The 24,093-nt window shown below is 68.9% G+C and carries 22 protein-coding genes; 10 read left to right on the forward strand and 12 right to left on the reverse strand.

Annotated elements, in window-relative coordinates:
• Window positions 1–60: 60 nt before the first annotated feature.
• The 3 genes from ABD260_RS05565 to ABD260_RS05575 all read right to left on the reverse strand — a co-directional run bounded on the left by ABD260_RS05565 (window position 61) and on the right by ABD260_RS05575 (window position 4,008).
• Window positions 61–606: a hypothetical protein gene (locus tag ABD260_RS05565; RefSeq protein WP_344232243.1), complete on the reverse strand. Its 546-nt coding sequence runs from the start codon at window positions 604–606 to the stop codon at window positions 61–63.
• 90 nt (window positions 607–696) lie between these two features.
• On the reverse strand, window positions 697–3,231 hold the full coding sequence (locus ABD260_RS05570) for an MXAN_6230/SCO0854 family RING domain-containing protein (RefSeq protein WP_344232244.1): 2,535 nt from the start codon (window positions 3,229–3,231) through the stop codon (window positions 697–699).
• Window positions 3,232–3,807: 576 nt separating this feature from the next.
• Window positions 3,808–4,008 carry a DEAD/DEAH box helicase gene (locus ABD260_RS05575; RefSeq protein WP_184830968.1) on the reverse strand — a complete coding sequence of 67 codons (201 nt, stop codon included), beginning with the start codon at window positions 4,006–4,008 and terminating at the stop codon, window positions 3,808–3,810.
• A 118-nt stretch (window positions 4,009–4,126) separates the two neighbouring features.
• On the opposite strand from ABD260_RS05575, the gene ABD260_RS05580 reads away from it, so the two are divergent.
• Complete coding sequence (locus ABD260_RS05580; RefSeq protein ID WP_344232245.1) at window positions 4,127–5,473, forward strand: GGDEF domain-containing protein; 1,347 nt, start codon at window positions 4,127–4,129, stop codon at window positions 5,471–5,473.
• Here ABD260_RS05580 and ABD260_RS05585 read toward each other — a convergent pair.
• The gene (locus ABD260_RS05585) at window positions 5,463–6,437 is read right to left on the reverse strand and encodes a zinc-binding dehydrogenase (protein WP_344232246.1); all 975 of its coding nucleotides are present in this window, start codon (window positions 6,435–6,437) and stop codon (window positions 5,463–5,465) included. The genes ABD260_RS05580 and ABD260_RS05585 overlap by 11 nt on opposite strands.
• 105 nt (window positions 6,438–6,542) lie before the next feature.
• Between ABD260_RS05585 and ABD260_RS05590 the strand changes: the two genes are divergently transcribed.
• From ABD260_RS05590 to ABD260_RS05600, 3 genes are all read left to right on the forward strand, one after another.
• Entirely contained in the window at window positions 6,543–9,392 is a 2,850-nt protein-coding gene (locus ABD260_RS05590; protein WP_344232247.1) for a DEAD/DEAH box helicase, read from the forward strand.
• Window positions 9,385–10,719, forward strand: coding sequence for an SWIM zinc finger family protein (locus tag ABD260_RS05595; RefSeq protein ID WP_344232248.1), 1,335 nt, complete (start codon window positions 9,385–9,387; stop codon window positions 10,717–10,719). Before ABD260_RS05590 ends, ABD260_RS05595 begins: the two co-directional genes overlap by 8 nt.
• A gap of 72 nt (window positions 10,720–10,791) precedes the next feature.
• The gene (locus tag ABD260_RS05600; protein WP_344232249.1) at window positions 10,792–11,172 is read left to right on the forward strand and encodes a MerR family transcriptional regulator; all 381 of its coding nucleotides are present in this window, start codon (window positions 10,792–10,794) and stop codon (window positions 11,170–11,172) included.
• Window positions 11,173–11,239: 67 nt separating this feature from the next.
• Here ABD260_RS05600 and ABD260_RS05605 read toward each other — a convergent pair whose 3' ends face one another.
• Window positions 11,240–12,226 (reverse strand): aldo/keto reductase, encoded by a 987-nt coding sequence (locus ABD260_RS05605; RefSeq protein ID WP_344232250.1) that lies wholly within the window; start codon window positions 12,224–12,226, stop codon window positions 11,240–11,242.
• Between the two features lie 80 nt (window positions 12,227–12,306).
• Between ABD260_RS05605 and ABD260_RS05610 the strand changes: the two genes are divergently transcribed.
• The gene (locus tag ABD260_RS05610) at window positions 12,307–13,230 is read left to right on the forward strand and encodes a hypothetical protein (RefSeq protein WP_344232251.1); all 924 of its coding nucleotides are present in this window, start codon (window positions 12,307–12,309) and stop codon (window positions 13,228–13,230) included.
• A 1-nt stretch (window position 13,231) separates the two neighbouring features.
• On the opposite strand, the gene ABD260_RS05615 is transcribed toward ABD260_RS05610, so the two are convergent.
• The 3 genes from ABD260_RS05615 to ABD260_RS05625 form a co-directional block, all read right to left on the reverse strand.
• A complete protein-coding gene (locus tag ABD260_RS05615; RefSeq protein ID WP_344232253.1) occupies window positions 13,232–13,564 on the reverse strand; it encodes an iron chaperone in 333 nt (110 codons plus the stop codon).
• Window positions 13,565–13,567: 3 nt separating this feature from the next.
• Window positions 13,568–14,548: an SGNH/GDSL hydrolase family protein gene (locus tag ABD260_RS05620; protein ID WP_344232254.1), complete on the reverse strand. Its 981-nt coding sequence runs from the start codon at window positions 14,546–14,548 to the stop codon at window positions 13,568–13,570.
• 69 nt (window positions 14,549–14,617) lie between these two features.
• Window positions 14,618–15,481, reverse strand: a complete 864-nt coding sequence (locus tag ABD260_RS05625; RefSeq protein ID WP_344232255.1) for a TrmH family RNA methyltransferase — start codon at window positions 15,479–15,481, stop codon at window positions 14,618–14,620.
• A 383-nt stretch (window positions 15,482–15,864) separates the two neighbouring features.
• Between ABD260_RS05625 and ABD260_RS05630 the strand changes: the two genes are divergently transcribed.
• From ABD260_RS05630 to ABD260_RS05645, 4 genes are read left to right on the forward strand one after another with little or no spacing between them, the layout of a single operon-like run.
• The gene (locus ABD260_RS05630; RefSeq protein WP_344232256.1) at window positions 15,865–17,055 is read left to right on the forward strand and encodes a hypothetical protein; all 1,191 of its coding nucleotides are present in this window, start codon (window positions 15,865–15,867) and stop codon (window positions 17,053–17,055) included.
• Window positions 17,052–17,795, forward strand: a complete 744-nt coding sequence (locus tag ABD260_RS05635) for a hypothetical protein (RefSeq protein WP_344232257.1) — start codon at window positions 17,052–17,054, stop codon at window positions 17,793–17,795. The genes ABD260_RS05630 and ABD260_RS05635 overlap by 4 nt, the downstream gene beginning before the upstream one ends.
• On the forward strand, window positions 17,788–18,585 hold the full coding sequence (locus tag ABD260_RS05640) for a hypothetical protein (RefSeq protein WP_344232258.1): 798 nt from the start codon (window positions 17,788–17,790) through the stop codon (window positions 18,583–18,585). Before ABD260_RS05635 ends, ABD260_RS05640 begins: the two co-directional genes overlap by 8 nt.
• Window positions 18,582–21,719: a coiled-coil domain-containing protein gene (locus ABD260_RS05645; RefSeq protein ID WP_344232259.1), complete on the forward strand. Its 3,138-nt coding sequence runs from the start codon at window positions 18,582–18,584 to the stop codon at window positions 21,717–21,719. Before ABD260_RS05640 ends, ABD260_RS05645 begins: the two co-directional genes overlap by 4 nt.
• On the opposite strand, the gene ABD260_RS05650 is transcribed toward ABD260_RS05645, so the two are convergent.
• The 3 genes from ABD260_RS05650 to ABD260_RS05660 all read right to left on the reverse strand — a co-directional run bounded on the left by ABD260_RS05650 (window position 21,720) and on the right by ABD260_RS05660 (window position 22,863).
• Window positions 21,720–21,923 (reverse strand): KTSC domain-containing protein, encoded by a 204-nt coding sequence (locus ABD260_RS05650; RefSeq protein ID WP_344232260.1) that lies wholly within the window; start codon window positions 21,921–21,923, stop codon window positions 21,720–21,722.
• Between the two features lie 155 nt (window positions 21,924–22,078).
• Window positions 22,079–22,231: a hypothetical protein gene (locus tag ABD260_RS05655; protein WP_344232261.1), complete on the reverse strand. Its 153-nt coding sequence runs from the start codon at window positions 22,229–22,231 to the stop codon at window positions 22,079–22,081.
• 278 nt (window positions 22,232–22,509) lie between these two features.
• Window positions 22,510–22,863 carry a helix-turn-helix domain-containing protein gene (locus tag ABD260_RS05660; RefSeq protein ID WP_344232262.1) on the reverse strand — a complete coding sequence of 118 codons (354 nt, stop codon included), beginning with the start codon at window positions 22,861–22,863 and terminating at the stop codon, window positions 22,510–22,512.
• A gap of 145 nt (window positions 22,864–23,008) precedes the next feature.
• Between ABD260_RS05660 and ABD260_RS05665 the strand changes: the two genes are divergently transcribed.
• Window positions 23,009–23,302: a hypothetical protein gene (locus ABD260_RS05665; protein ID WP_344232263.1), complete on the forward strand. Its 294-nt coding sequence runs from the start codon at window positions 23,009–23,011 to the stop codon at window positions 23,300–23,302.
• A gap of 484 nt (window positions 23,303–23,786) precedes the next feature.
• Here ABD260_RS05665 and ABD260_RS05670 read toward each other — a convergent pair.
• On the reverse strand, window positions 23,787–24,093 hold a 307-nt coding region (locus ABD260_RS05670; RefSeq protein ID WP_344232264.1), incomplete at its 5' end, for a hypothetical protein.

The raw sequence follows: 24,093 nt of genomic DNA on the forward strand, positions 1-24,093 counted from the left end.
CGCCGTCAGGAGCCCGCCCGCTCCGAGGCGAAACTGCTTCCTGCCGTCCGGTACGGGTCCTCAGGTGTCGTGCTCGAGGATCCGAACCCGGGAGACCTTCAGCAGCTTCCTGGCCTTGGCGCTCCAGTCGGAGCACAGGAAGCGGGCCGCGGTCTCCGGCCAGGCGACCACCACGACCTCGTGGCTTCCGGTCGTCTTCACCATCTGCATCAGGGCCAGCAACACCTCGCCGTGCGTGATGGACACATGCACCGGATCGCGACTCGCGGCCCGGAGCCTTCGGGAACTGTGCTCGATCACCGAGGCCAGATCGACGGCCGGGTCCGCGAGGGTGGCCACCGGTGTCCGGCTCGGTGCCGGCGGGATGACCCGCGCCGACGGGACTGTCGCGGAGCCGACCACGGTCGCCGAACCGGTCAGCCCGGCCACGTCCGCGAACGTCGAACCCAGCAACGCCATCGGTCCACCGAACCCGTTCTCCGGATGACTGGAGACCAGCAGGTGGTACTCGACGGTGTCCTCGTACCTTGCGTGCAGGGCGGCAACGCGGCGCGCGTCGCCCTCGCTCATCTCCCGCTCGATGAGCACCACCACGTCGTACGTCATTCGTGGCTCCCTTCGCCAATTCCGTTGTACTCCTGGACCCCGATGCGCCAAAACCGCCCCCGCGTCCGTCACGGAATTGTCAAACTCCTCTCAGGAGGCTCCCAGACTCGCCCGGGCGCGGGTGTCAGGCGCCAGCCCGGCCAGCAGCTGCGGCGCGTCGACCAGCGCCACGCTGGCCCGGTCGAGCAAGCGCGGGTGCAGCGCGAACACCTCGCTCCCCGGCCGCGGCGTGACATCGCCCGTCAGCACCGCGACGAAGTCCGACCGGCCGGCCGCGTCCTCGTCCCAGGCGCGGTCCGGCTCCAGCCGCGCCGTCACCCGGCGCGCGAACGTTGCGATGTCCTCAGCCGCGTCCCGGATGTACCCGACGACCGAGCCGTCGGCGCAGCGAACCGCGATCTCATCGGTCCGGGCCGCGGCGTGCCAGCAGCAGATCTCCCACAGGCTGACCCGATCGCCCGAGCCGTACACCTCCTCCAGCGTCGCGGACATCAGCCCGAGGCGGCCGCCGTACCGGGCGATGTTGTGGCCGTAGCCGGCCGCGCCGAGGTTCACGTCGTACCAGCGGAGCTCCTTGGTCTGCAGGTCGACGCCGAACGGCATCAGGATCTTCGCCGGACCGGACAGATCGAACCGTTCATCGACCGCGGCCGGGTCGAACAGCCCGTTCGGCCGGCGCATCACGCCGACGAACCCGCGCTCGAGTACGTCGAACGGCACGTCGTTGTAGCTGAACACCACCGGCAGTACGTACCGGCCGCCGATCCGCCGCACCGCGCGGAGGTCGACATCGACGAACTCGGTCGAACCATCCGGCGCGGGCGCCGAGGTCAGGTCGCCGGAGTGCACCAGCGCGTCCTCGTCGAACCGCAGCCGGGTGTAATCGCAGAGCCCGACGAATCCCCACTCGTCATCGAACACCGCGACCGACAGGTCCAGATCGATCCGCCGGCGCCTCGGCTCGACCCAGTGCAAGAACAGCCGCAGCAACTCGTCCGGCGGGATCGGCACCGCGCTCCCCCGCGTCATCCGCAGCAGGCTCGACGACGCGGTCCGCTCCGAGGTGGGCGCGGCCAGGCGGGTCAGCTCCTCGTCCAGGAAGGCGCGCCGCCAGCGCGGCAGATCCGTTGCCCGGCGCAACATTTCGCCGGTGAGGACGCCGGACAGCGCCGACGCCAGCTCGGACGGGATCGGCTCGCGCTCGTCGACCGCGGTCCAGACCCGGGCCGTGCCGCCGCGCGGAAAGAACAGGCGCAGGTCACCCGGTGGCGTACGCACCTGGCCGAGCGCCGCGGTCAGCACCACCGGCGACACGTCCGACGCGGCGGTCGTCAGCGCGTCGACGAGGAGCGGGTGCTGCTCCGGCGGAAGGGTCCGCGCCAAGTGCACCAGGCGGCGTACGAGCTCGCCTGGGCGTTGACGAAGCAGATCGAGCGCCTGATCGGGGCGGTCACGCGCGAATGCACTCTCCACCCGCGCGGCGAAGGTGGTCATCACCAATCGTCCATCCGCGATGCGTACGAACGGATGGCGCGACGCCTCGCCGGCTACCGCGCGACCGGCCGGCGTACTCAGATCCAGATCCGTGCGGCGCAGGATCGCGAAGGCCAGCGCGGCGACCGGGAAACGTGCCGCGAACTCGAACGGGTGCAGGTTCTCCGCGATGCGCTTCCAGACGCGCTCGTGCCGCAGCAGGTCCTCGATCAGGGTCTCGACCGGCATCCGGTCCAGCCGCTGGAGCAGCAGCCGCCGGGTGGCGCGTGGCAGCGACTTCCGGCGGAGCGGTGGCGTACGGAGGCTTGGGTCGGCGTCCATCAGGGCATGGATCACGCGAAGCACATCGGTCGCGGTGTCCGTGCGGTCGATCAGCTCCGGATCGTCCGGAAGGAACCGGGCGAGCACCAGCGCGCGGGTTTCGCGTACCGGAATGTCGGCGGGCAGCCAGGACGAGTCCGCTCCGTCGAGCAGGACGAGCAGATCGGCGCGGTCGGACGCTGAGAGCGGCGCACGGCGTTGCAGGAGCGCCTCAGCGGTCTGCCGGGCGGAGTCGCGCGTTGCCAGCGACAGCAGCCGGAGGCGGTCCGAACGGACGTGCGCGGGCTGATCCGCTTCGGTGGACGGCTGCAGGAACGGGTCATTGGGGTCGATCCGGCGCAGGCACAGCGGGCAGGCGCTGAGGTCCGCACCGTCCCAGCAGGTACGGCAGACCAGGTGGGCGCACGGTGCGACCGGTTGGACCGTGCTGGTGTCCCCACACAAGACACAGGGCTGGTTGGGCTCCTGGAGCAGCCGGGCGAACACTCTGTTCACGTAGAACGTCTCGGTGTTGCCCGGGACGGACTGCGGGAAGTCACGGAACAGTGGCGTGTGCTCGGTGTCGAATCCGGACTCGGCGTCGAGCAGGTCGAGCAGTGCGGTGCCGAAGCCGGCAAGGGCCGGAGCTGAGAGGGCAGTGCAATGCCGGTACAGGTCGACTGACAGTAGGTAGCCCCGCTGGATCAGGTCCGCCTGGAGCGCGGACAGGCCGGCCTGGATCGTCAGCGGGCGGCGCAGCCAGTGCCAGGCCGAGCGCCGGACCGGTGGGGTGAGCGTGGCGGCGTCGACAAGCCTGCGGTGACGGAGCATAACCGCCGCTTGCGTGCCCCATGCCTTGGTCAGTGCACGCGAGTTGTCAGGTGCGGCAGGCATGGCGGCGGCTCCCCCGGTCGGCGGTGCGGACAGCGCCAGGGGCGGAGAGCGGACGCGCTACTTGGCCTGGTGAGGGAGAAGGAAGCACGTCCAGGAGCCGCCCCTGGCACCGAGAACGCTACCGGCGGCCACCGACAGTTTCCGGCCGGACAGCCGGAGCACTCGGGCCGCCGCGGAGCCGAGCCTGGGGCCGGAAAAAGGGCCCGGAAAAGAAGAGCTCCGGTAGCAGGGTCGGGGCCGCCCCGCCCAGACCCCGCTACCGGAGATCTCCAGAGTAGAACCTGCACCCAAATAGCGCTCCACCGGGTCCTCGATTCGGTCCGGAGCCGGCACTGCTGCGCCGCCGCCCGGCCGCGGTTCGTCACCCTCGGCAGGCGGCAGCGTACGCATTGTGCCCGGCGACGACCGCGACAATTCCAGGTACAGTGCATCTCGTGGAATTCCGTACCGTCCCGGATTCAATCCGTGACGATTGCGGTGAAATGTAAGAAACAGGTAAAGAATTACCCGGGGTTACCAGTCGTTGCCGCCGGCGAACCAATCGTTACCACCAGCGACGAACCAGTCGTTGCCGCTACCGGTGAACCAGTCGTTACCACCGCCGCGCCGGGCGGAACGGCCGGTGAACCAGTCGTTTCCCCCAGTCAGCCAGTCGTTCCCGCCCCCGGTGAACCAGTCGTTGCCGGTGCTGGCGATGCGCATGGTGTTCTGCATGATTTCGACCCTTCTGATGACCAACTGGTGGAATGCCCCGAACTTCGGAGTGACCTGACGTGAACGTCCAGTTACGATGAACGCATAACCGCCGGGATATACCGTGTGAGGGCTGCTGATGATTCTGATCGGTCGGAGCAACTGGTTGCCACCCCGGCAATGGAAGCTCTGGTCGTTGCCGAGAACAGCATTGGCTTATGTGCTCGCGATCGATGTGATCGCGGTCACGATCACCGCCCTCGCCGTTCGCACTACGGTGAGCGGCCCGCATCCCGGGGTCCGGCACGCGGAGTGGGTGGCGTTCGTCGTGCTGGCCGCGACGTCGACGCTGCACCTGGAGTCTGCCCGCAGTATCGAGCGCCGACGCGAGATGGCGGCCAATACTTCGCCGCACACCAATCTGAAGTGCCTGTGGACGTTCGCGGCGCTGCTGCTGCTCCCGCTGTCCCTGGTCATCCCGCTGATCGTCTTGTCGTACTGCTACTCCTGGTTCCGCGTGTACGGGCGGACCGTGGCGCACCGGAAGGTGTTCTCCGCGTCGACGTACATCCTGGCCAGCGCGGCAGCAGCCGCCGTACTGCGCGCCGGGGGCCTGTTCGACGCTCCGCGGGTGCCAACCGGCTTCTGGTCACTGCTGGTGGTCGTAGCTGCCGCTGCGACGTGGTGGCTGGTGAACTACGCGCTGGTGATCGGTGCGATCCTGCTGTCGAGTCCGGAGGCCACAGCCCGCCAGGCGCTCGGTGAGCTGTCCGACCAGCTGGTGGTGTGTGCAGGGCTTGGGCTGGGCGTAGCGATCGCTGCGATCCAGTCGTCGTACCCGTGGGTCGTGCCGGTGCTGATGGTGACAGTGCTCGCACTACACCGGGATCTGTTGCTGCCGCAGTACCAGCGCGCAGCCGGTACGGACGCAAAGACCGGTCTGGCCACGTCGTCGTACTGGGCGAGCGCGGTGCCCGCGGAGCTCGCTCGTGCGGACACACTGCGCAGCACTGTCGGTCTGCTGTTGCTGGACCTCGACAGGTTCAAGGAGATCAACGACACGTACGGGCACCCGGCTGGTGACCAGGCGCTGCGTGCAGTGGGACAGGCGATCCGTGCCGAGGTCCGCAACGGTGATCTGGTCGCACGGGTCGGTGGAGACGAGCTGGCAGTACTGCTGCCGGGTGCATCCGAGCCAGAGGTACTGGAGATCGCGGACCGCATCCGTGAGCGGCTGGTGAGCCTCAGCTTGTCGGTCAGTACAACCGGTCGGGGCATGGCTGTCATCAACGGCGTACCAGCCTCGTTTGGCGCGGCCATCTACCCGGAGGTGGCGACGACCATGGACCAGCTCGTGCTGGCCGCCGATGACGCACTGCTGACAGCCAAGCGGGCCGGGCGCAACCAGATCATCGCTGCCCGGCCGCACCCGGCCACTACGGAACAGCCAGAGTCAGAGGACTCGGACCGGTCCGTCAGCGACTGACTCTGATCAGGGCCTTGCCACGGAGGGTGCGACCCTCCAGAGCGCGGTGAGCGTCGGCCACGTGGTCTAGGTCGTACTCCTGGTCGACCACTGGCTTCAGATCGCCTGCCGCGGCTCGGGCGATGACGTCCGCGCCGGTGACCGTCGTAGTCGTACTGTCGGCGCGGAGGTCCATGATCCCCTTGACGGTGATGGCACGCCGCGCAGCCTCGTCCGGGTCGATGGCAGCGAAGCCGCCGCTCGGTGCACCGTGCGCCGAGATCCACCCGCCGTCCGCGGTGGCCCGGAACGCGGCCGCGCCGAGTTCGCCACCGGCGCCTTCGAACACGATGCCGGCGCCGCGGTTGTTGGTCACCTCCAGTACCGCCTTCTCCCAGCCGGGGTGGCTGTAGTCGATCAGTACGTCCGCGCCCTGCGTACGACTGAGCTCAAGCTTCTCGTCACCACGGGCGGCTGCGATCACCCGTGCGCCGGCCTGGTGGGCCAGTTGGACGAGTAGTAGGCCCATGCCGCCGGCGGATGCGGTTACTAGTACGTCCTGGCCGGTCATTGGTGGTGCAAGTGCTTCGAGCATGAGGGCGGTGAAGCCGTCGCCGTACACCGCGACTGCGGTTTGAAGGTCGAGCTCGGGCGGTACCTCGACCAGGTCGGTGGTCGTCAACGCCAACTCGGCATGCGCGCCGAAGCCGATGGAGCGGCCGACGACGGTCTTTCCGATCCAGTCCGCCGGTACGTCCGGGCCGACCGCGCGAACGGTGCCACCGAGTGTGCCGCCGGGAACGTACGGTGGCTGGACGTCGAAGAACTTGCCATGCTCCCCACGGCGGATCGCGGTCTCGACGAAGATCACGTCGGCGTACCCGACTTCCACCAGCACCTGCCCCGCGGCGGACACCGGGTCCGGAAGAACCTTGGTCTCGATCACGTCCGGACCGCCGAACCCGGTCACTACTGCTGCACGCATGACTACCTCTCCAGTCCTCGACTTCAGTACTCCCGAGCCTGCTACCTCAACGTCGGTTGAGGTCAAGAAACCGAAGTTGTCGGCGCGGCCGCGTACTGTGCGGGCATGCTGAACGCCGTCTTCGTCCCCGCTGACCCACCCCGCCTGGGTCAGCTGGCGCTGTACGGCGATCTGACTGCGGCCGAGCCGGCCAACGGCACCGCCACCCTCGCCCTCCCCCAATCCAGCACCGTCCGCGAAACCACCATTCCCGCCCACCTGCTCACCATCCCCACCCTGCTGACTCACCTGACCGATCCGACGGCATCGGAGGGTTGGGAAGCGTCGGTTGGTTGGCAAGCCTGGCGGGCAGCGGGGCTTGCCGGGCTGGGCTTGATCGGGCGTGGACGATTGGTGCCAGACCACAGTCCCGCCGGGTACGGCGCTTGGCGGGTCGCTCCGCTGGAGCCACTCGATCTCGCCTGGCTCCGCAACCTCAGCGCCGCGATGCCGCCGTACGCCTATGCGGTCCCGATCGAAGGGTCCGACCCGCTGCGCATCGTCGAGCCAGAGGAGCTCATCCGCGCCTTCTGGGACGCCCTGGCCGACACCCTCGTCCGCACCCCCGCCGCCGCGCTCACCACCCATCCCAGCGCCGCTCCCTTCGCCGCCACCGCCCCCACTCCGATCGAAGGCTCCACCACCTGGCTGGACGAAACCACCCTCACCGAACAAGCCGGCACGCACCTGGTCCTGCGCATAGAACCTCCGGACCTCCCCTCCAACGAAGACGCGCACCACAGCCCGTACGCGGACTTTCGGGCGGTTTTGCAGCTTCGGAGTGGGGTGGATCCGAGTCTGCTGATTGATGTTGCCCAGCTCTGGAACGCACCGTCCGCCGTGCTCTCCGCGCTCGGCGAACGGGCCGAGACTGACCTGCTACTGGCGCTTCGTCGCGGCGCCCGCGTCTGGCCGCCGCTCGGTGCCGCGCTCGCCGACGCCGCGCCGGAGCACGTCACCATCGACGACACCGCCCTGGAAGAACTCGCCGAGGGCAGCGCCGCACTGGAGGGCGCCGGCATCGAAGTGCTCTGGCCGACCGAACTCTTCGCGGGTCAACTGGCGATCCGCGGCACCGCCGGCACCCCGACCCCCGGCGCCGTCACCGGCCCCGACTTCAACCTCAACGACCTGGTCGCGTTCCGCTGGCGCCCAACGCTCGACGGCGAGGACCTGACCGAGGCGGAAGTCTCCGCCCTCGCCGAAGCCAAACGCCCGATGATCAGGATGCGCGGCCGCTGGATTCGGGTCGACCAGGACCTCGTCCGCAAACTCCGCGACGGTTCGACGCGCCGGCTGACCGGTGCCGAAGCGCTCGGTGCCGCGCTCACCGGGACGATCGATGTCGACGGCGAGCTGGTTCCGTTCGACGCCGGCGGTTCACTGGCCGCGATGCTCGGCCGGCTGCGTACCGCCGAGGAACCAGCTCCGTTCACGGACCCGGTCGGCCTACGCGCTACGCTCCGCGACTACCAGCGCCGCGGCGTCGCGTGGATGGCGCAGCTCGCCGACCTTGGCCTCGGCGGTTGCCTGGCCGACGACATGGGCCTGGGCAAGACCATCCAGGTGATCGCCCTGCATCTGCACATCAACCGCCGCGGCCCGACGCTCGTCGTCTGCCCGTCGACCCTGCTCGGCACTTGGGAGCGCGAGTTCGCCAGGTTCGCGCCGGACGTGCCGACCCGGCGCTACCACGGTTCTGGTCGGAGCCTCAGCGATCTGGGCGCGGACGAGGTCGTGCTCACCACGTACGGAGTGGTGCGGCAGGACCATCGCGTCCTCGGTGAAATCTCCTGGGGCCTTGCCGTCGCGGACGAAGCACAGCACGCGAAGAACCCGCTGTCACGTACCGCCCGCGCCCTGAGAACGTTGCCGTCAGCAACCAGGATCGCCCTGACCGGTACGCCGGTGGAGAACCGCCTGTCCGAGCTCTGGTCGATCCTCGACTGGTCCGCGCCTGGGCTGCTCGGCACGCTCGATCGCTTCCGCCAAGACGTCGCGGTGCCCGTCGAGCGCTTCCACGACGAGGAGGCGACGGCTCGGCTCGGGCGGGTGACGCGGCCGTTCCTGTTGCGCCGGAAGAAGAGCGATCCCGGGATCGCGCCGGAGCTGCCGCGGAAGTCCGAGCACGACGTCGTCGTACCGCTGACCACCGAGCAGGCCACGCTGTACCAGGCCGTCGCGAAGGAAACGCTCGCCAAGATCGAGTCGGCGGAAGGGATCGCGCGCCGCGGGCTGGTGCTGAGTCTGCTGACGCAGCTGAAACAGGTGTGCAACCATCCGGCCCAGTTCCTGCACGAGAAGGGTCCGCTCGAACGGCGCTCCGGCAAACTCGCCGCGCTCGACGAGCTCCTGGACGTGATCCTGGCCGAGGGCGAGTCGGTGCTGATCTTCAGCCAGTACGTGGAGATGTGCCGGCTGATCGAAGCGCATCTCGCGGCGCGGCAGGTGCGTACGCTGTTCCTGCACGGCGGGATCGGCGTACGGAAACGGGAGGACATGGTCGAGCAGTTCCAATCCGGCGCCGCGCAGGTGTTCTTGCTGTCGTTGAAGGCCGGCGGTGTCGGGCTGACGCTGACCCGCGCGACACATGTCGTGCATTACGACCGCTGGTGGAATCCTGCGGTCGAAGATCAGGCGACGGACCGCGCGTACCGCATCGGGCAGGACCGGCCCGTACAGGTGCATCGGCTGGTCACCGAGAACACACTCGAGGACCGGATCGCGACGGTCATCAACGCCAAACGGGACCTTGCTGACGCGGTCGTCGGTTCCGGCGAGGCGTGGCTGAGCGAGCTGTCCGACACCGAGCTGACGGAGCTGGTCGAGCTGTCCACCACACCGGCGAAATCGGGCGCGGCGAGCGCGTACAACCCTTCCACAGTTGGCAAATCCGGCGGTGATCCGGGTGGCTGATGAGGAGCGTACGCCGTGGCAAGGCTGGCGGCGGAAGGGTGAGGACGCCGGGCTGCCTGCGGCGAAAGGGCCGGGCAGCCGGCGTACGTTCGGCGCGACCTGGTGGGGTCGTGCCTGGCTGGATGCGCTGGAGCAGCGGGCCCGGCTCGATCCGGGTCGGCTGTCGCGCGGACGGTCGTACGCGCGCCGGGGCAGCGTGCTGGAGCTGACTGTCGCGGCCGGCGAGGTCGAGGCGACTGTGCAGGGCAGTCGCAGTACGCCGTACCAGGTGACCGTACGCATCCGCGCGTTCTCGACGACCGAGTGGGATGCGGTGCTGAAGATCATGTCGGCGCAGATCGGCCGCGTCGCCGCGCTGCTCGACGGTGAGCTTCCACCCGAGGTGGTGGATGACGTACGCGCCACAGGTCTCGATCTGCTTCCTGGCGCCGGCGAGGTGATCACCCACTGCACCTGCCCCGATTTCGCCGTCCCGTGCAAACACTCCGCCGCCGTCTGCTACCTGATCGCCGACGCCTTGGACGAGGATCCCTTTGCTCTACTCCACCTCCGCGGCCGCTCCAAACAAGACCTCCTCACCACTCTCCGCGCCCGCCGCTCGCACCCCACCACCACTCTCCCCACCTCGCCCCGCCCCCGAGGCATCCCAGCCCTAGCCGCCTTCGCCGCCCACTTGCCGGCCCGCGCTGTTGATGCCCCGGAGGGTGCGGATGGTGTTGTGGGTGGTCTGGTGGCGGTGCCGGCTGTGGGGCGGGTGTTGGGGAAGGCGGGGGTGCCGGTGGCAGTGGGGGTGTTGGAGGCGCCTCGGGGGTCGGGGATTGAGGTGCGGGAGCTGGTGGAGCTCGCGACGGACGCGGCCCGGCGGGCTTGGGAGTTGGCGTCGGGCAACGGGGACGGCGGTCTCGAGCTGACCTTCGAGCAGGACCTCGCGCGCCGCGCATCGCACGTACTCGGCACACCGGAGCTCGCTGACCTCGCCCACCGCGCCGGGATCTCCGCCCGCCAACTGACCACCTGGGCCGCCGCCTGGCACGAAGCCGGCGCCAGCGGCCTCGCCGTCACCCTCGACGAGCCGCACGACGCAGCTCCCGAAGCACTCGCCGAAGCTTCCCCCGAAGCATTCGCCGAAGCACTCGCCGAAGCACTCGCCGAAGCCGAGCAAGCCCTCCGACCGCTCGGCCCAACCAGCACTCAAGCCAACCGGGTAACGACCGGCAAACTCCAACTCCGCTTGGGCAAAGACAACCTCTGGTACCGCTTCGACCTCCAGTTCAACGACTGGACCCTCACCCGCCCACCCGCCGCCGACCCCCAAGACCTTCTCTGAGATCGACCGCGCGGGTGGTTGACCGGCGGTCGGAGCTGGAGCCTGCTCCAGGTGAGCTGTTAGGTTCTCGTGATGACGACCTACTCGCCGGCCGAGGCGGCCGAACAATCCGGGTTCAGCATCGACACGCTGCGCTATTACGAGCGCGAAGGCATTCTGCCGCGCATCGAGCGCACCGCTGGTGGCCGGCGCGTCTACAGCGACGGCGATCTCTGGATGCTCGGATTCCTGCGTTGCCTGCGGGACACCGGCATGTCGATCGAGCAGTTGCGCCGGTACGGCGAAATGAGCCGCGACGACAACACGATGCCGGAGCGAGTCGCTTTGCTCGAGGAGCACGCCGACTCGATCCGGGCGCGGATCACCGAGCTGAACGCGATCCTCACGCGAGTCGAGGAGAAGACGGACTGGTACCGCGGGGAACTCCGCCGGACGAGCGATGCGGCATCCTGACCGGCTCCACCATCCGGACATCATCGTGTTCTTCGCGCGGCGGTCCAGCTCCATCTGTGGCTGCCGCTTATGCGCCGTCCAGCGCCGCCAGCTCGTCCTCGGTGAGGATGGTTGATGCGCCGAGCACGGCTTCCTCGACCTGTTTCACGCTGCTGACTCCGACGATCGGGGTCAGCGCCGGGCTCCCGGAGGCCAGCCACGCGAGCACCACCTGGCCGGGTTGAAGTCCACGCGCAGCGGCAACCCGGCGCAGCGCCGCCATCCGTCGCTCAGTGCCTGGATGGCAGTACTCGGTCTCGAGTGGCCGGTCGTTGCGGTCGTAGCGGCCTTGGAGGGTGGCCGTGTAGACCCAGCCTTCGAACGACGGGTTGCGTCGCAGGAAGTCGAGGCCATCCGGTGACAGCATTCCCAGCGGGATCGGCTGGCCCTCCACGGCCATGCCGCCGGCAGGCTGAAGATACGAGTAGCGCTGCTGGTAAGCGGCTGGTTGCGGCTGGCCGGCGCGTTCGGCGGTGGCCCGAATCCGCTCGAGCAGCCAGGACGGGTGGTTTGACACGCCCCAGCGAGCGGTCAGCCCGTCACGGACCAGACCGCCGAATGTCTCGACAAGGTCGTCCACCGGAACGGTCGGGTCTTCGACGTGCGCCCAGTACAGGTCCACACCGTCTACGCCCAGCCGCTCCAAGCTCGTCGCCATGGCTGCGCGCACGACATCCGCGCGCAGTCCTTCCAAGTGGTCGGGGAACCCGCCGACGCACGTGGGCTGGGCACCTACCTTGGTACTCAGGCGGACGTGGACACCGGGGTTTGACGCCAGCCAGCGGCCCAGCAGCGCCTCACTCTGACCGCCGAAACCCGTGTCGGACGTCCAGAAGCTGTAGTTGTCGGACGTATCAATAAAGGCCCCGCCCAGTTCGGCGTACCGGTCAAGGATCGAGAAAGCGGTCCGTTCATCCACCGTGGTGCCGAAATACATCGTCCCGAGGGCCATCGTGGGTGCATTCATGGGCCCCACCCTCCCTGCTGGAGCGCGCTCCAGGTCAAACCGGCTCACGAGAGTAGCCTCGCCACCAGCGCGCCGGCCCTCAAAATCTCCTCTAAGCTCCACCCCTAGCCACACCCTGGGGGAGATCCATGCGCCGCATCACCACACTCGTCGCCACCGCGGCAGTCGCCCTAACCCTGCCCGCCTGCGACCCAGCCACCACCCAACAGTCCAAACCATCCGCAACCCCCACCACCGCCGCAAACCTCTGCGACCAAGTCCGCCCCCACCTCCCCGGCACCTGGACCACCGCATCCGAACCACCGAGTACCGCCGCACCGCTGTCGGACAGCTGCGCCCTCGTGGACTCCGCAAGTCCCGCCCGCCGCATCCGCATCTCACTGTCGCTCCTGCCCGTCACAGACAAGCAGGCTGCTGCGTATCGCAAGCACGACGAGGTGATGGTGAAGTCGGGAGGTTACGTCGTCAAGGTCACCGACGGTGAGGCCGGACCTGGATCGTGGGCGTTGAACCCAGCCGCCGCTGCACCCTGGCTCGTCTTCCGGGCCGCAGGTCACCAGATCCGCCTGCGGATCGAGAACGCCGGTGCCGGAACGATGGAGGACCTCCGCTCAGTTGCGCGCGCCGTCACCGGTCTGTCGGGCGGTCTGCCGTCCTTGCCGGCCGTGATCGCCCGGCCGGAGTGCGAACGCGGAACACCAGCTGCCGAGCACATCCTCGGCGCGAAGGCCGTAGTACGCCGTGATGCTCTGGTTGACGGCCACCTCTGGTGCCGGTGGGGTTCAACGGACCGCACAGCGTGGGTCAGCTCAGGAACGGCCGGCTCTGAGGCATCGTTGGACTTTGTTGACGTCAAAGCCGGTGCGACAGGCGAGGTCGGGATCTCACACAGTGTCAGTGTCGGCGCCGAGGGTTGGCAGCAGAACGACGGCCTCCTGGCCTTCCGTACCGGTTCTGGCGCGTACGTCACGGTTGGTTCTGAACCGTGGGACGAGATGCGCCCGATCCCCATCGTCGTCCTCGCGCGGGCGATTGTTCCTGCGTACAAGTAGGTCAGCGGTTGGTGTACGCGTGGGCCAAGCGGGTGATCAGGTCGTACGGGATGGGCTTGTTCAGTGGGAACTTCAGGGTGCCTTTGCCGGAGCGGTACGGTTCGATGGCGGTGGCCAGGTCTTCGTCGACGGGTGGGATCGGGTACAGGGCGACGTGCGCCTTCCAGCCGCTGAAATGTACGAGCGGGCGGTCGTCCAGGACGATCGTCGGGATCTGGTAGCTGATCTTCTCGCCGGCGCCCGGTACGGCCGCGTGGATCGTACGGCGTACCTTCTCCAGCACCTCACCGACCTCCGCCGGAAACGACTGGATGTACTCGTCAACGGTCTCCATGGCCTACCTCCGGCGGCGTAATGCGGTGTGCTTCTCCAGCTCCGGGATCAACTGGGCGGCGATCTTCGCGTGTCCGGCGACCGAGGGGTGGACCTGGTCGGTGCAGTCGTCCTCGGTGATCCAGCCGGTCGAGTCGATGCACACCAGCTTCGCATCGTCGAGCGATTGCACCGCGGACCGGATCGTCTCGGCGTGCTTCCCGCTGAAGGGCGTCAACGACACGATCGTGGTCTCCGGGTAGGCGGCGCGCACCCGCCGTACATAACGCGCGTACTCCTCGACGTCCAGCGTCGGATCGTTCACCCCGAGATTGACGACCACCACGTCGGACGGCTCGACCCGCTCGGCGCGCGAGCCGGCGTAGTTCCAGCCGAACGAATCCAGCCCCGACGGCACCTCCCCGTTCCCCGGCTTGCTGATCCCCTGGCTGCCGAACCCGACCTGGTACGAGGTCGCGCCGAACGCCCGTGCGGTCAGGTACGCGTACGAGGTCGTGCCGTCCGCGCCTTCCGACTCCGGATGCGTACTGAGCGAGCGCACGCCCTGCGTAATCGAATCCCCGTAGAACTCGATCCGCGGACCAGCGGGCCGCCCGCTCAGCCGGAGCCGGGTCTTCACATCGAGCACCAGCCCCGCGAACACGACCGCGCACCCGAACGGCGGATTCCACCGGTTGGCATGCTCGTTCACATCCTTCACCACGACCTCGACCTGATGCCTGCCGTCGGGCGCGGACAGTTCGACGACCGGCTTCTCGATGATATGCAGTTCGGGCTCGCCGTCGTCGAGCGTTATCCACAGGTGCGGGGCGACACTGAGGCCGTCGGTGTCGAAGAGCAGTTGCACCCGCTCGCCCGCGTACGAGAACGAGATCCGGGACCCGGAGTTGACCGTCACCGCGACGCCGGGCTCCTGTCCCCATTGGCCTTCGAGGACGATGCGCGGATCGGACGGGGCGACGACCTCGCCTGGCTCGAACGGCACGGGCTGCTCCTTCTGCTGGACGGTTGCGCGCGGCTGTTTCACGCGGCCGGAGCCATTCTGCCTGGGCGGTCACCACCCTTCCTTGCGAGCCCGCGCCTCGAACAGCAGGATGCCGGCGGAGAGCGCCACGTTCAGCGAGTCCGCCTGCCCGAGCATCGGGATCGAGACCGCGCCGAACCCTTCGGCGTGCCACTCTCGCGACAGCCCGGAGCCTTCCGAGCCGACCACGAACGCGGTCGGGCCGTCGTACCGCGGGATTCGATAGCTGCCGGTCGCTGCCGGATCAGCGAGATGTACGTGGAATCGGTGACTGCGCAACCATGCCGCGGCGGCCGGGATGTCGTCGAACTCCAGGATCGGGGTCGACAGGACGGTGCCGCGGCTCGCCGAGTACACGGCCGGGTGGGTCGGGCGGGCGCGGCGGCTGGTCAGGATCAGGCAGTCGACCTTCGCGGCGTCGGCGGTACGGATCAGGGTGCCGAGGTTGCCGGCGTACTCGACGCCGTCCGCGACCAGGACCAGGGACTCCTCGGTGAACTGGAACGCGTGCCGGTGCCACTCAGGCAGGCGGGCGATCGAAATCAGGCCGTCGGACCGGGTCTTGCGGGACAGCCGGGCGAGGAGTTTCGCGGAGATGCGATAAACCTCGAGCGCGCGATCCGCGATCCGGCCGACATCGTCTGGGAGAGCGCGATCGGTGGTCCGGCCGACATCGTCGGGGAGAGCGCGGTCGGTGGTCCGGCTGACGTACGCCGGAGCGGCCTCGGGGCACCAGAAGAGGGTCTCGATGATCGCGGTGGTGGTGAGCAGACGGTCGTGCTCCCAGCCTCCTTCGACCATGATCCGGCCGGGCGAACCGTCCTTGCGCAGGGTGAGCAGGTCACGGACACGGGGGTGTTGCGCGCCGATCGACGCGACAGGGTGCACAGTCATGTGCAGGCTCCGTACGGAGAGAATCAGCAAGCGCGCCGGGGGGCCCACGACAGGGCCCGCACCGGCGGGGCGACGCCACCAGGCGCCGTGGTACAGACGCGGCCTTCCCGACCGCATCAACCAAGGATTCTCATCACCCTCCGGATGCTAAACACCCCATCCCCCACCGTCACCCGGTTTTCCACAACCCCGCCGCCCACGTGGCCCACAAGCAGGCGGCGGGTGTGTTTTGGGATGCCGGGCACCAACCACTTCCGCCGTCCGCACCCCACCCGCCTCAGTTGTCCACAGGGAGGCGGCGGGTGGGTTTTGGGTTGTCGGTGGGGCTCGTTAGAGTCCTTGGTCTGGTAGCCCGAGCTGCTATCACACGGGAGGGAGTACGGATGGACGCGACACTGCTCGACGCCGAAGCCGAGGCGGCTGTACTGCGCGTCTACCGTCAGGTGTTCGCCGTGCTCGCCCGCGAGGCCGGCGCGATGATCATCGACCCCGATCTGCTCGACGCCGACCAGGCAATCCTGGACGCGTTCGCGGAGGCGGGCAGCGACGGCCTGACCGTGGAGCAGGCGACGCTCGCCTGCCGCGCATACCCGCATGACGTGATCACCCGCCGCTTCGACGTCCTCAGGCAGTACGGTGCGATCACCAAACTGGTCGACCGGCCGAACGAGTTGCGTCACCGCGCCGCCTTCGCGCCGTACGTGATGCTGATGTTCCTCCGCCGGATGTCCGTCCAGGGCGGCCAGGCCGAGCTGCACCAGCTGCTCACGCTCGAAGCACACAGCGTCAGCGACCCGAACGCGATCGCCGACGACGGACGCGCGTCGATCGAGCGGCTGACCAAGGTCTTCCGGCTGCTCGGCAACGAGCTGGCGATCCTCGTCTCCACCAGCACCACCGCTCAGCTCCGGGAGAACGCGCAGCTCGCGTGGGGCAATGAGCGGTTGATCGAGCAGGCCGAGGGAGTACACCGCCTGGTCCTCGGCCGCTGGCCGGAGTTGCACCGCGACTGCACCTCGCTCCGGATGGCGCTGGCGGCGTACGCCGACGCGGTCCAGCTGGCCGCCGGCCGCCTGGTCGAGCGTGCTGGTACGACGCGAGCGCTCGGTCTGCTACCGAGCGAAACCTGGCTGACGTTCACACGTGGCAGCGAGCCCGAGGCGCTGGCCGCCGTACTGGACGGCATGCTCTTCGACGCCGCCGCGCCGGATTTCTCCGCGCAGACGATGGTCGAGGCGATCGAGATGGGGCGGCGTACGGGCAGCGCGCGGATGGCACCGCCACGCCCCACCGCGGACGCGGAGGCACCGGAATCGGCCGCGGCCACCGATCGGGAAGATCTTCGCGCCGAGGCGGAGCGGGTACTCGCCGGGCGTGCCGAGGTCGACATCGTCGAGGTCGTCGACGAAGCCGGTGACTGGATCACCGCACGGCGCGTACTGGCCGAGTTGACCGCGGCGCACTTGCACGACGAGCTCGAGTACGAGCTGGTCTGGTCGGACGGGATGCGGATCGATCCGGCCGCGGGGACGCCGTGGGCGACCGAGGGCGTGTTCCGGCGGGTGGCGCGATGAGTCCGCAGCAGTCGGAGGCGGTGGAGCGGCGGCTGTACAACGCGCTGTGGTGGGCGAAGGTGCAGTCCGCGGGGCCGATCGTGATCGATCCCGATACGCCTGCCGTCGCCGGGTTGACCCGCGCTGTCGCTCCGGAGGGTGACAAGGTCTGGCTGGTCCCGACGCTGCCGTCCGGCGCCGGACACAGCGTGCTCGAAGAGCTCGGCGCTCCCCCGGTCGCCGTCGAACAGCCGAACGAAACCGCCCGCCTGCTCGCGATCTGCGTCACCTGCTGCTGGACCGACCGCAGCGCGCCCGCCTGGCCCGGTACGACCGGCACTCTCGCACAGATCCGCTCCGTGTACGCCGGTATGCGCGGCCGCCGCGAACAACCGAGCGACCTCACCCTGATCATCGGCAGCCTCCGCCGCCTGCACGCCACCCAGTGGATCCGCTGGGACGAGAAGGTCGCCGAGGTACGCCTCGGCCCCCGCGTAGTCACCTGGACCCCCACCGACCTCTCCACCCTCCGAGACCTCTGCCGCCACCTCCCCGACCCACCCCCAGCTACCCTGACCCCCCGCCCCACCCAACCCCCTGCCGACGCCCTCCCAGACCCCAACTCCCCCGAGCCCGACCCTGCAGCTGACGTTGCTCCTGAGGAACCGCCAGCTGGTGTCACCGGTCCAGCTGTTCCCTCTCAGCCCGACCGTGCGGCGGGTGTGGTTGTGGATGAGGGTACGGAGGTGGGCGATGAGTGAGCAGCAGCATGCGTTGTTCGACTCGTTGCTTCAGGACTTGAGTGATCGGTCTCGGGACGAGGTGCTGGCCGCGTTCAGTGCGGTGCAGTATGCGGCGCACCCGGTCGCGGAAGTGCAGCTTGCCGGGCTGCGCGACGTCACGCTCCGGCGCCAAGTGCAGCGGATGCTCAAGCTCATCGGGCGTACGCTCGTACACGTCGACGGCACGCACTGGACCGCCGGGTACGACGACGACATCGCCGCGACTCTCACCGCGCAGGGGTGGCAACCGCTTCCGGTGATCGATCGTGCGGTGCTCGTGCTGGTGCTGATCCACTCGGTCGCGATCCCTCGTAGCGAAGGCATTCTCACCGGCGACTCCTGGAAGTCCGCCCGCCCGACTACGGTCGACGAGCTCCGGACGTCCCGGATCAGTGGTGAAGAGCGGCGATTGGCCCTGCAGCGGTTGCGCGCCGCGGGGTTGATCCAGTTGTCGGGCGATCATTCCGGCGGGCCGGCGTACATCCCGGGTCCGCAGCTGCAACGGCTCACCCCAGCCGCGCGCCGTCGCCTGCAGGACCAGCTGATCCTCGCCGCCGCCCCCGCCAGCCCCATCGCCGAAGCCATCCGCGCCCGCAACGGCACCCCACCAGCACCAGTGCCTGCTCCGGCCGCAAGCAGCGCAACAGCAGACAGCACCACAACCCGCGGCGCAGCAGATCGCCGCGCCGCAGACAGCGGTTCCGCAGACCGCGGTTCCGCAGAGCGCATTGCAGTAGAGGTTGGTTTGATGACGGGAGACGATGCATGAGCGCCGGAGAAGACGGGCCGTTCGACATTCTTGGGTCGAAGGTGCTGCTCGGCGTGCAGGTGGTCGACCTGTCGCGGCTGTCGACGCACCCGATCCCGATGATCGGCCGTGGTTTGATCACGGTCGCCGGCCAAGGCCCGACCGACTCGAACGGTGCCGGCAAGTCGTCCTGGATCGCCGCGCTCAGCCTGCTGCACGCCGACGACCAGTGGCGTCTCACCAGCGGCGCACCAGGCGCGGCCGAGCTGCTGTTCACCGCGGAAGCGGCCGGCCAAGAAGGCAACTGGTCGAACGTCGACCGCGGCTACATCGTCGGCGTCTTCTCCGACCCGGACCTCACCGACCTGGAGGAGATCGAGGCCTCCGCCGTCACGGTCTGGATCCGGATCAACCGCAAGGCCTCGTACATCGATCTGCGCTGGAAGCACGGCCTGCACATCCCGTACGGCGCGACCGAAGCCGAGCGTGCCGCCGGCGCCGACGAGCTTTGGGCCGCGCTCCCGCACTCCAACGGCCGCACCGACTTCCACGCCAACAAGCTGTCCCAGGTTTTGTACGGTGGGCAGGTCCGGTGCGTCTCGTTCTTGTCCACGTCGGTGCGCTCCAGCCCGACCGCGAACTTGCTGGCCGAGCCGCTCAACGAGCTCGGCCCGGCCCGGATCTTCAACGCGATCGCGACGCTGACCGGTCTTGACCATGAGCTCGAGCAGGAGCAGGCGCACCGCTCCGCCGAGCACACCCAGCGCGAGGCGACCAAGCAGGCCGCGGCCGACCTGCAGCGCTGGGAGCAGGAGATGGCGACGGTCGAGGCCGGCATTCTGCAGCGCGCCGCGGCCAGGGAGGCGCTCGCGGCGGCCAAGGAATCCTGGCTGGCCCGCTGCGCGCGGCACCTGATCGACGGCGCCGGCCGGAACGAGGAGATCCTGCAGGAGCTGGCCGCGCTCGACGAGCGGGTCGCCGAGCAGGAAGCCCGGAAGGAAGCCGTCGAAGGCGAGATCGATGCCTTTGGCAACGAAGAGGGTTTGCTCCGGGACGTGCAGCTCACCCGCCAGGAGCGCGACAAGCTGGACGCCCGCGACCGCGAGCTCGACCTCGCGCAGCGCTCGGTGCGGGAGCAGTTGGAGCGGCTCGGCCAAGAGCACCGGCGGCTGCTGGAGGCCGGTCGTTCGGCGGACGGTCGCGATTTGGCCGCTGCCGCCGCCGAGCAGGACGAGGCGCGCGCGGTACTGGAGGAGCACATCGGTCGTGACCACGCGGCGCGCTCCGCGGTCGACCACGCTTCGGCCGAGCTGCGTGAGGCGGAGAGCGGCCAGACCGTGTCTGCGCCGCAGCAGCAAGTCCTGGAGAACGCCGGCATCGAGTGCGGTGCGCTGACCGACATCACCGAACTGCCCGCCGCGGACCGCGCCGAATGGGAACCACGCCTCGCGCCGTACCGGGAAGCTGTCGTCATCGATGCCAGCGATGCGGTGCTCGCGGCGAGCGCGCTCGCCGACGCCGGGTACGCGGGATTCCTGCTGGTACTGGCGAATCGGCCTGGTTCGCCTGCCAAGGGTTCGCCGGCCAAGGGTTCGGCGAAACGTGGGCCGAAGTCGGCGGACAAGCGGTTCGTACTGGACGCGTTCTTCGCCACGATCGGCGAGCGGGCGACCAAGGACTCGATCGACGAGGTCGCGGGTGTTGTCGCGGTCGGCCAGTTCGAGGAGCCGATCACTGGGCGGACCGCACGGATCGAGGCAGCGCGCCGCCGGGTCGAAGCCGCGGTCGAAGCGCGGGCCGAGGCGTCCGCTGCGCTCGAGCAGGCGCGCTCCCGGGTCGATCAGGCGGCGCGGCGTACGGCGGCGGCGCGCGCACTTGCCGACGCCGAATCGATCCAGGAGCAGATCCTCGCCCTCCGCGAAACCGTCGACCGGCACGAAACCGACCGCGATTCGCTCGCACCGCAGCTGCAGGCCGCGAAGGAGTCCGCCGAAACGGCCGCGGGCCAGCAACTTGTCCGCGATGAACGCCTGAAGAACCTGGAAGCCACCCGGCGCGACCACAACCGGATCCTGGACGAGTTGCGCGGCCGCCGGCTCACGCTGCTCGAGGAGCAGGCGGCGCTCGACCTGACCACGCGGACAACTGCCTGGGGCGGTACGCCCGCGGAGGCCGAGGAGTTCGTGCTCGCTCTGGCCGAGGACGCCCAGCGCCGGACCACGGCCGACTGGAACCACCAGGCGTGTACGCAACTGGACGACGTGATCCGGCGGTGCTTCCCGAGCGCACGGTCCCGGGAGGAGATCCCGTCCGAACTGTGGGAGATCCTGAACGGCGCGGACGGCTGGACGAACGGTACGCTCAGCGACCGCGTCGGGCTCGTACCCGCACTGCACCGGACGCTGAGCACGCACCTTGCGCAGCACGAGACGTTCGACAGCTTGCAGCAACAGCAGATCGCGACCCAGCGCGCCGAGCGGAACGCTGCGCTCGAACGCGCCCGTGAAGGTCTCGGTGAGGCGGAGAGTACGGCGCGGGCGCACCGCGCGTCGCTTGCCGACGGGATCAAGGCGCGGCTTCGGCTGGTGTCACAGGAATTCGACCGGCTCGACCAGCAGTACGGCGGGTACGGCGCGAAGCTCGAGTACCCGGAGCCCGATCCGCCGGCTGAGCCGGACAAGCCGTGGCGCTGGACGGTCACGCCGAAGTGGCGGCGCTCCGAAGGCGGCCCGTTCTCCGCGTTCAACGTCAAGGGCAACACGGCGCAGATGGACGAAAAGGCCGTCAAGCTGGTGTGCGCGGCGGCGCTCGCCGGTGGGTCGGACCGGCCGTTGCTGCTCATCCTCGACGAGCTCGGCCGGAACCTCGGTTCACAGCACCGGCGGGAGGCGGTCGCGCTGTTCGAGCAGATCGGGCGGGACCGGAACATCACCGTGATCGGCGCGCTTCAGGACGACATGGAGCGGTACGCGCTTGCGTCCTCCCGGCTGTACGTGAAGCTCAGGCGGAGCTCGGACACCATGCCGTACAACCAAGCGCCCGTGGTGAAGGGCAACGGGGAGAACGCGTCTCGCGTGGAGCTGCTGCGCGAGTGGATGACGTCGTACCGCGGGGCCACCCCCACCCTGGAGCTCGCCGCGCCGACACTGACGTAGTCAGATCTCGCGAAAGTCGTAGTACGGCTTGATGTGCTCGTTCACGTACGCGCCGATGCTCGGCGCAGCCATCAATGCTGCGAACGTCGGCTGCGGTACGTCGAGGTACTGGTAGACGTACCCATTCACGTACTCAAGCTCCAACGTCCCATCAGACCACCCAACCGACCGCACACTAGCCGACTCCACCACCCGCCGCCTCATCCACAACCCCTTCCACACTCACCACACAACCCAGCCATCACCCAACCACCTCGCCTGCCCACCTCTCGCCGTCCCACGCCCGCCAACTTCGCGCCGTCCCACGCCCACCCACACCTCGGGCCGTCCCACGCCCGCCCACACCGACACCGGTGGAGTCAGACGCGCTCATCACCGCACTCCCACCGCGCGTCCGCATCGCGCTCAACCACCACGCCCGCCGCCGCACTCACCACGTGCACGTCACCGCACTCACCAACGCTCTCACCACCGTGCACGTCATCGTGCTCGGATCGCGAGTCATCGGTCACCCTTGCGCTTCCACAGTGTTTCGCGACACGTGGCGGTCGCCGCCCGGACGCGCCGTCGCCGAGCTTCGCTCAGCTTTCCACGGGTTTGGGTCGCGTGCTCACCGCTCCCCCGCCTTTGATGGGTCCTCGCTGGGACCTGTCTGACCGGCGACACCGTACTACTGCCCACGGATCTCTTGCGGGCGCGCCGCACTGCCTGCCGCGTACTTGATGCGCGCGCAGAGGCGTCTGTTCGGACGCGACCGACCGCGCACCGCTGGCTGGGGTGTCGTTGGGTGTCAGGTGGTTGGCGTGCGCTCCCTCGTCTCGGTTTGCAGGCGGGCTACGGCTCGGGCCAGGTCGCCGATTGCTGCGTTCAGCTGGGTCAGCACGGTGCCGTCGATCGGCATCCGGCGGTCGTCGGCACCGAGGTTGGCGGCGAAGCGCACCTTGGCGTCGTCCGATGCCTCGTTCAAGAACGTGTCCAAGGCTCCCTGCAGATACGGACTGGGGACTACCTCGGGTCTCTCCCGCCACTTCGTCAGCGTGCGCGGCGAGATACCGAGTTGCTCGGCGAAACCCTCGTTCGTCAGCCGCAGCGCCGTACGCAACGCATGCACATGCCGGCCGGTCCATTCCTCGATCACGGTCATTCGCGGTAGCTCCTTGGATGAGTGGGTGGCTACTCCCTGCAATGAGAATATGGCGATTGGGTGACCAATGGACGGCCGAATTTGTGCGCTGTGGATACCGGTTGAGTTCCTGGTGCGGGCACGGCGGTACGCGTTGACTTGGCCCATGGACGAGATCAGCGGGTCAACCGCGACGCTGCTACGGACCACCCGGCGACGTCACCTCCGAGTCGCGGGCGAGCCCGGCCCTCGCCGCTTCCTGCTGGACCGGCACCAGGACATTTCCGGCGTCAGCGGTACGGGAGTAGTCGCCGAGGGAGTCGAGTGGAGCGACGGCACAGTCGCCCTGCGCTGGCTCGGCCGCCACCCGACCACGACGGTCTGGCAAGACGGCATCGACGCCCTACTCACCGTCCACGGCCACAACGGCGCCACCACCATCCGCTGGCTGGACGCGTGACCACACCCCCACACCCCGGTGGGGCGGGCCACCCCCTGCACCCCACCCGCCCCACCGGACCTACTCACCCCGCTGACCTACAGACGCTGGGTGCTCGCTCGCCAGCCGAGCGGGCTACGCCGATCTGGCCCGCGCCCCGGTCTCCCCGGCCCCCGTACGATCCCTCGACTCACTACCCACCGACTCACCGCTTGCCCAGCGAGCCCACTCACCTCCTCACCGCTTGCCCAGCGAGCCCACTCACCTCCCAAACCGGTTCGGGGCACCCAGCAGCCCATTCCAGGAGTGCAACGCACCCCACTCCACGCACGCACCCTCCCCAAACCGGTTTGGGGCACTCAACATCCCACCGCAGCAGCCGCTTGACGCAACTGACAGGGACACCCTGTGCCGTCCGCCTACGCATCGCAGCCCAGGTGGGCGGGCTGGCGACCGTCTCGTCGTCTACTCGCTGAAGAACTGCTCTCGGTACTGCGGGTCGTCCTCAGCCGCACCGCCACGCAAGCCGTGCTTCCCGTTCACCCCGCGGTGCTGGTCGGATGTGGTGGGCCCGGTCTCGTGCCGGCCGTCGTTTAGCGTCGGGTCGCGCCGCACGACCGGGCGCTGGTGGGCCGACGCAGCCAATCCGCCCGATCCAGCCGACGCGGTCGACCCATTCGGCCCGTTCGACCCACTCGGCCCACTCGGCCCGTTCGGCGCAGTCGGCGCAGTCGGCGCAGTCGGCGCAGTCGACCCAGTCGACCCAGTCGACCCAGTCGACCCAGTCGACCCAGTCGACCCAGTCGACCCAG

The sequence above is a fragment of the Kribbella hippodromi genome (assembly GCF_039531045.1).
GTDB classification, from domain to species: Bacteria; Actinomycetota; Actinomycetes; order Propionibacteriales; family Kribbellaceae; genus Kribbella; species Kribbella hippodromi.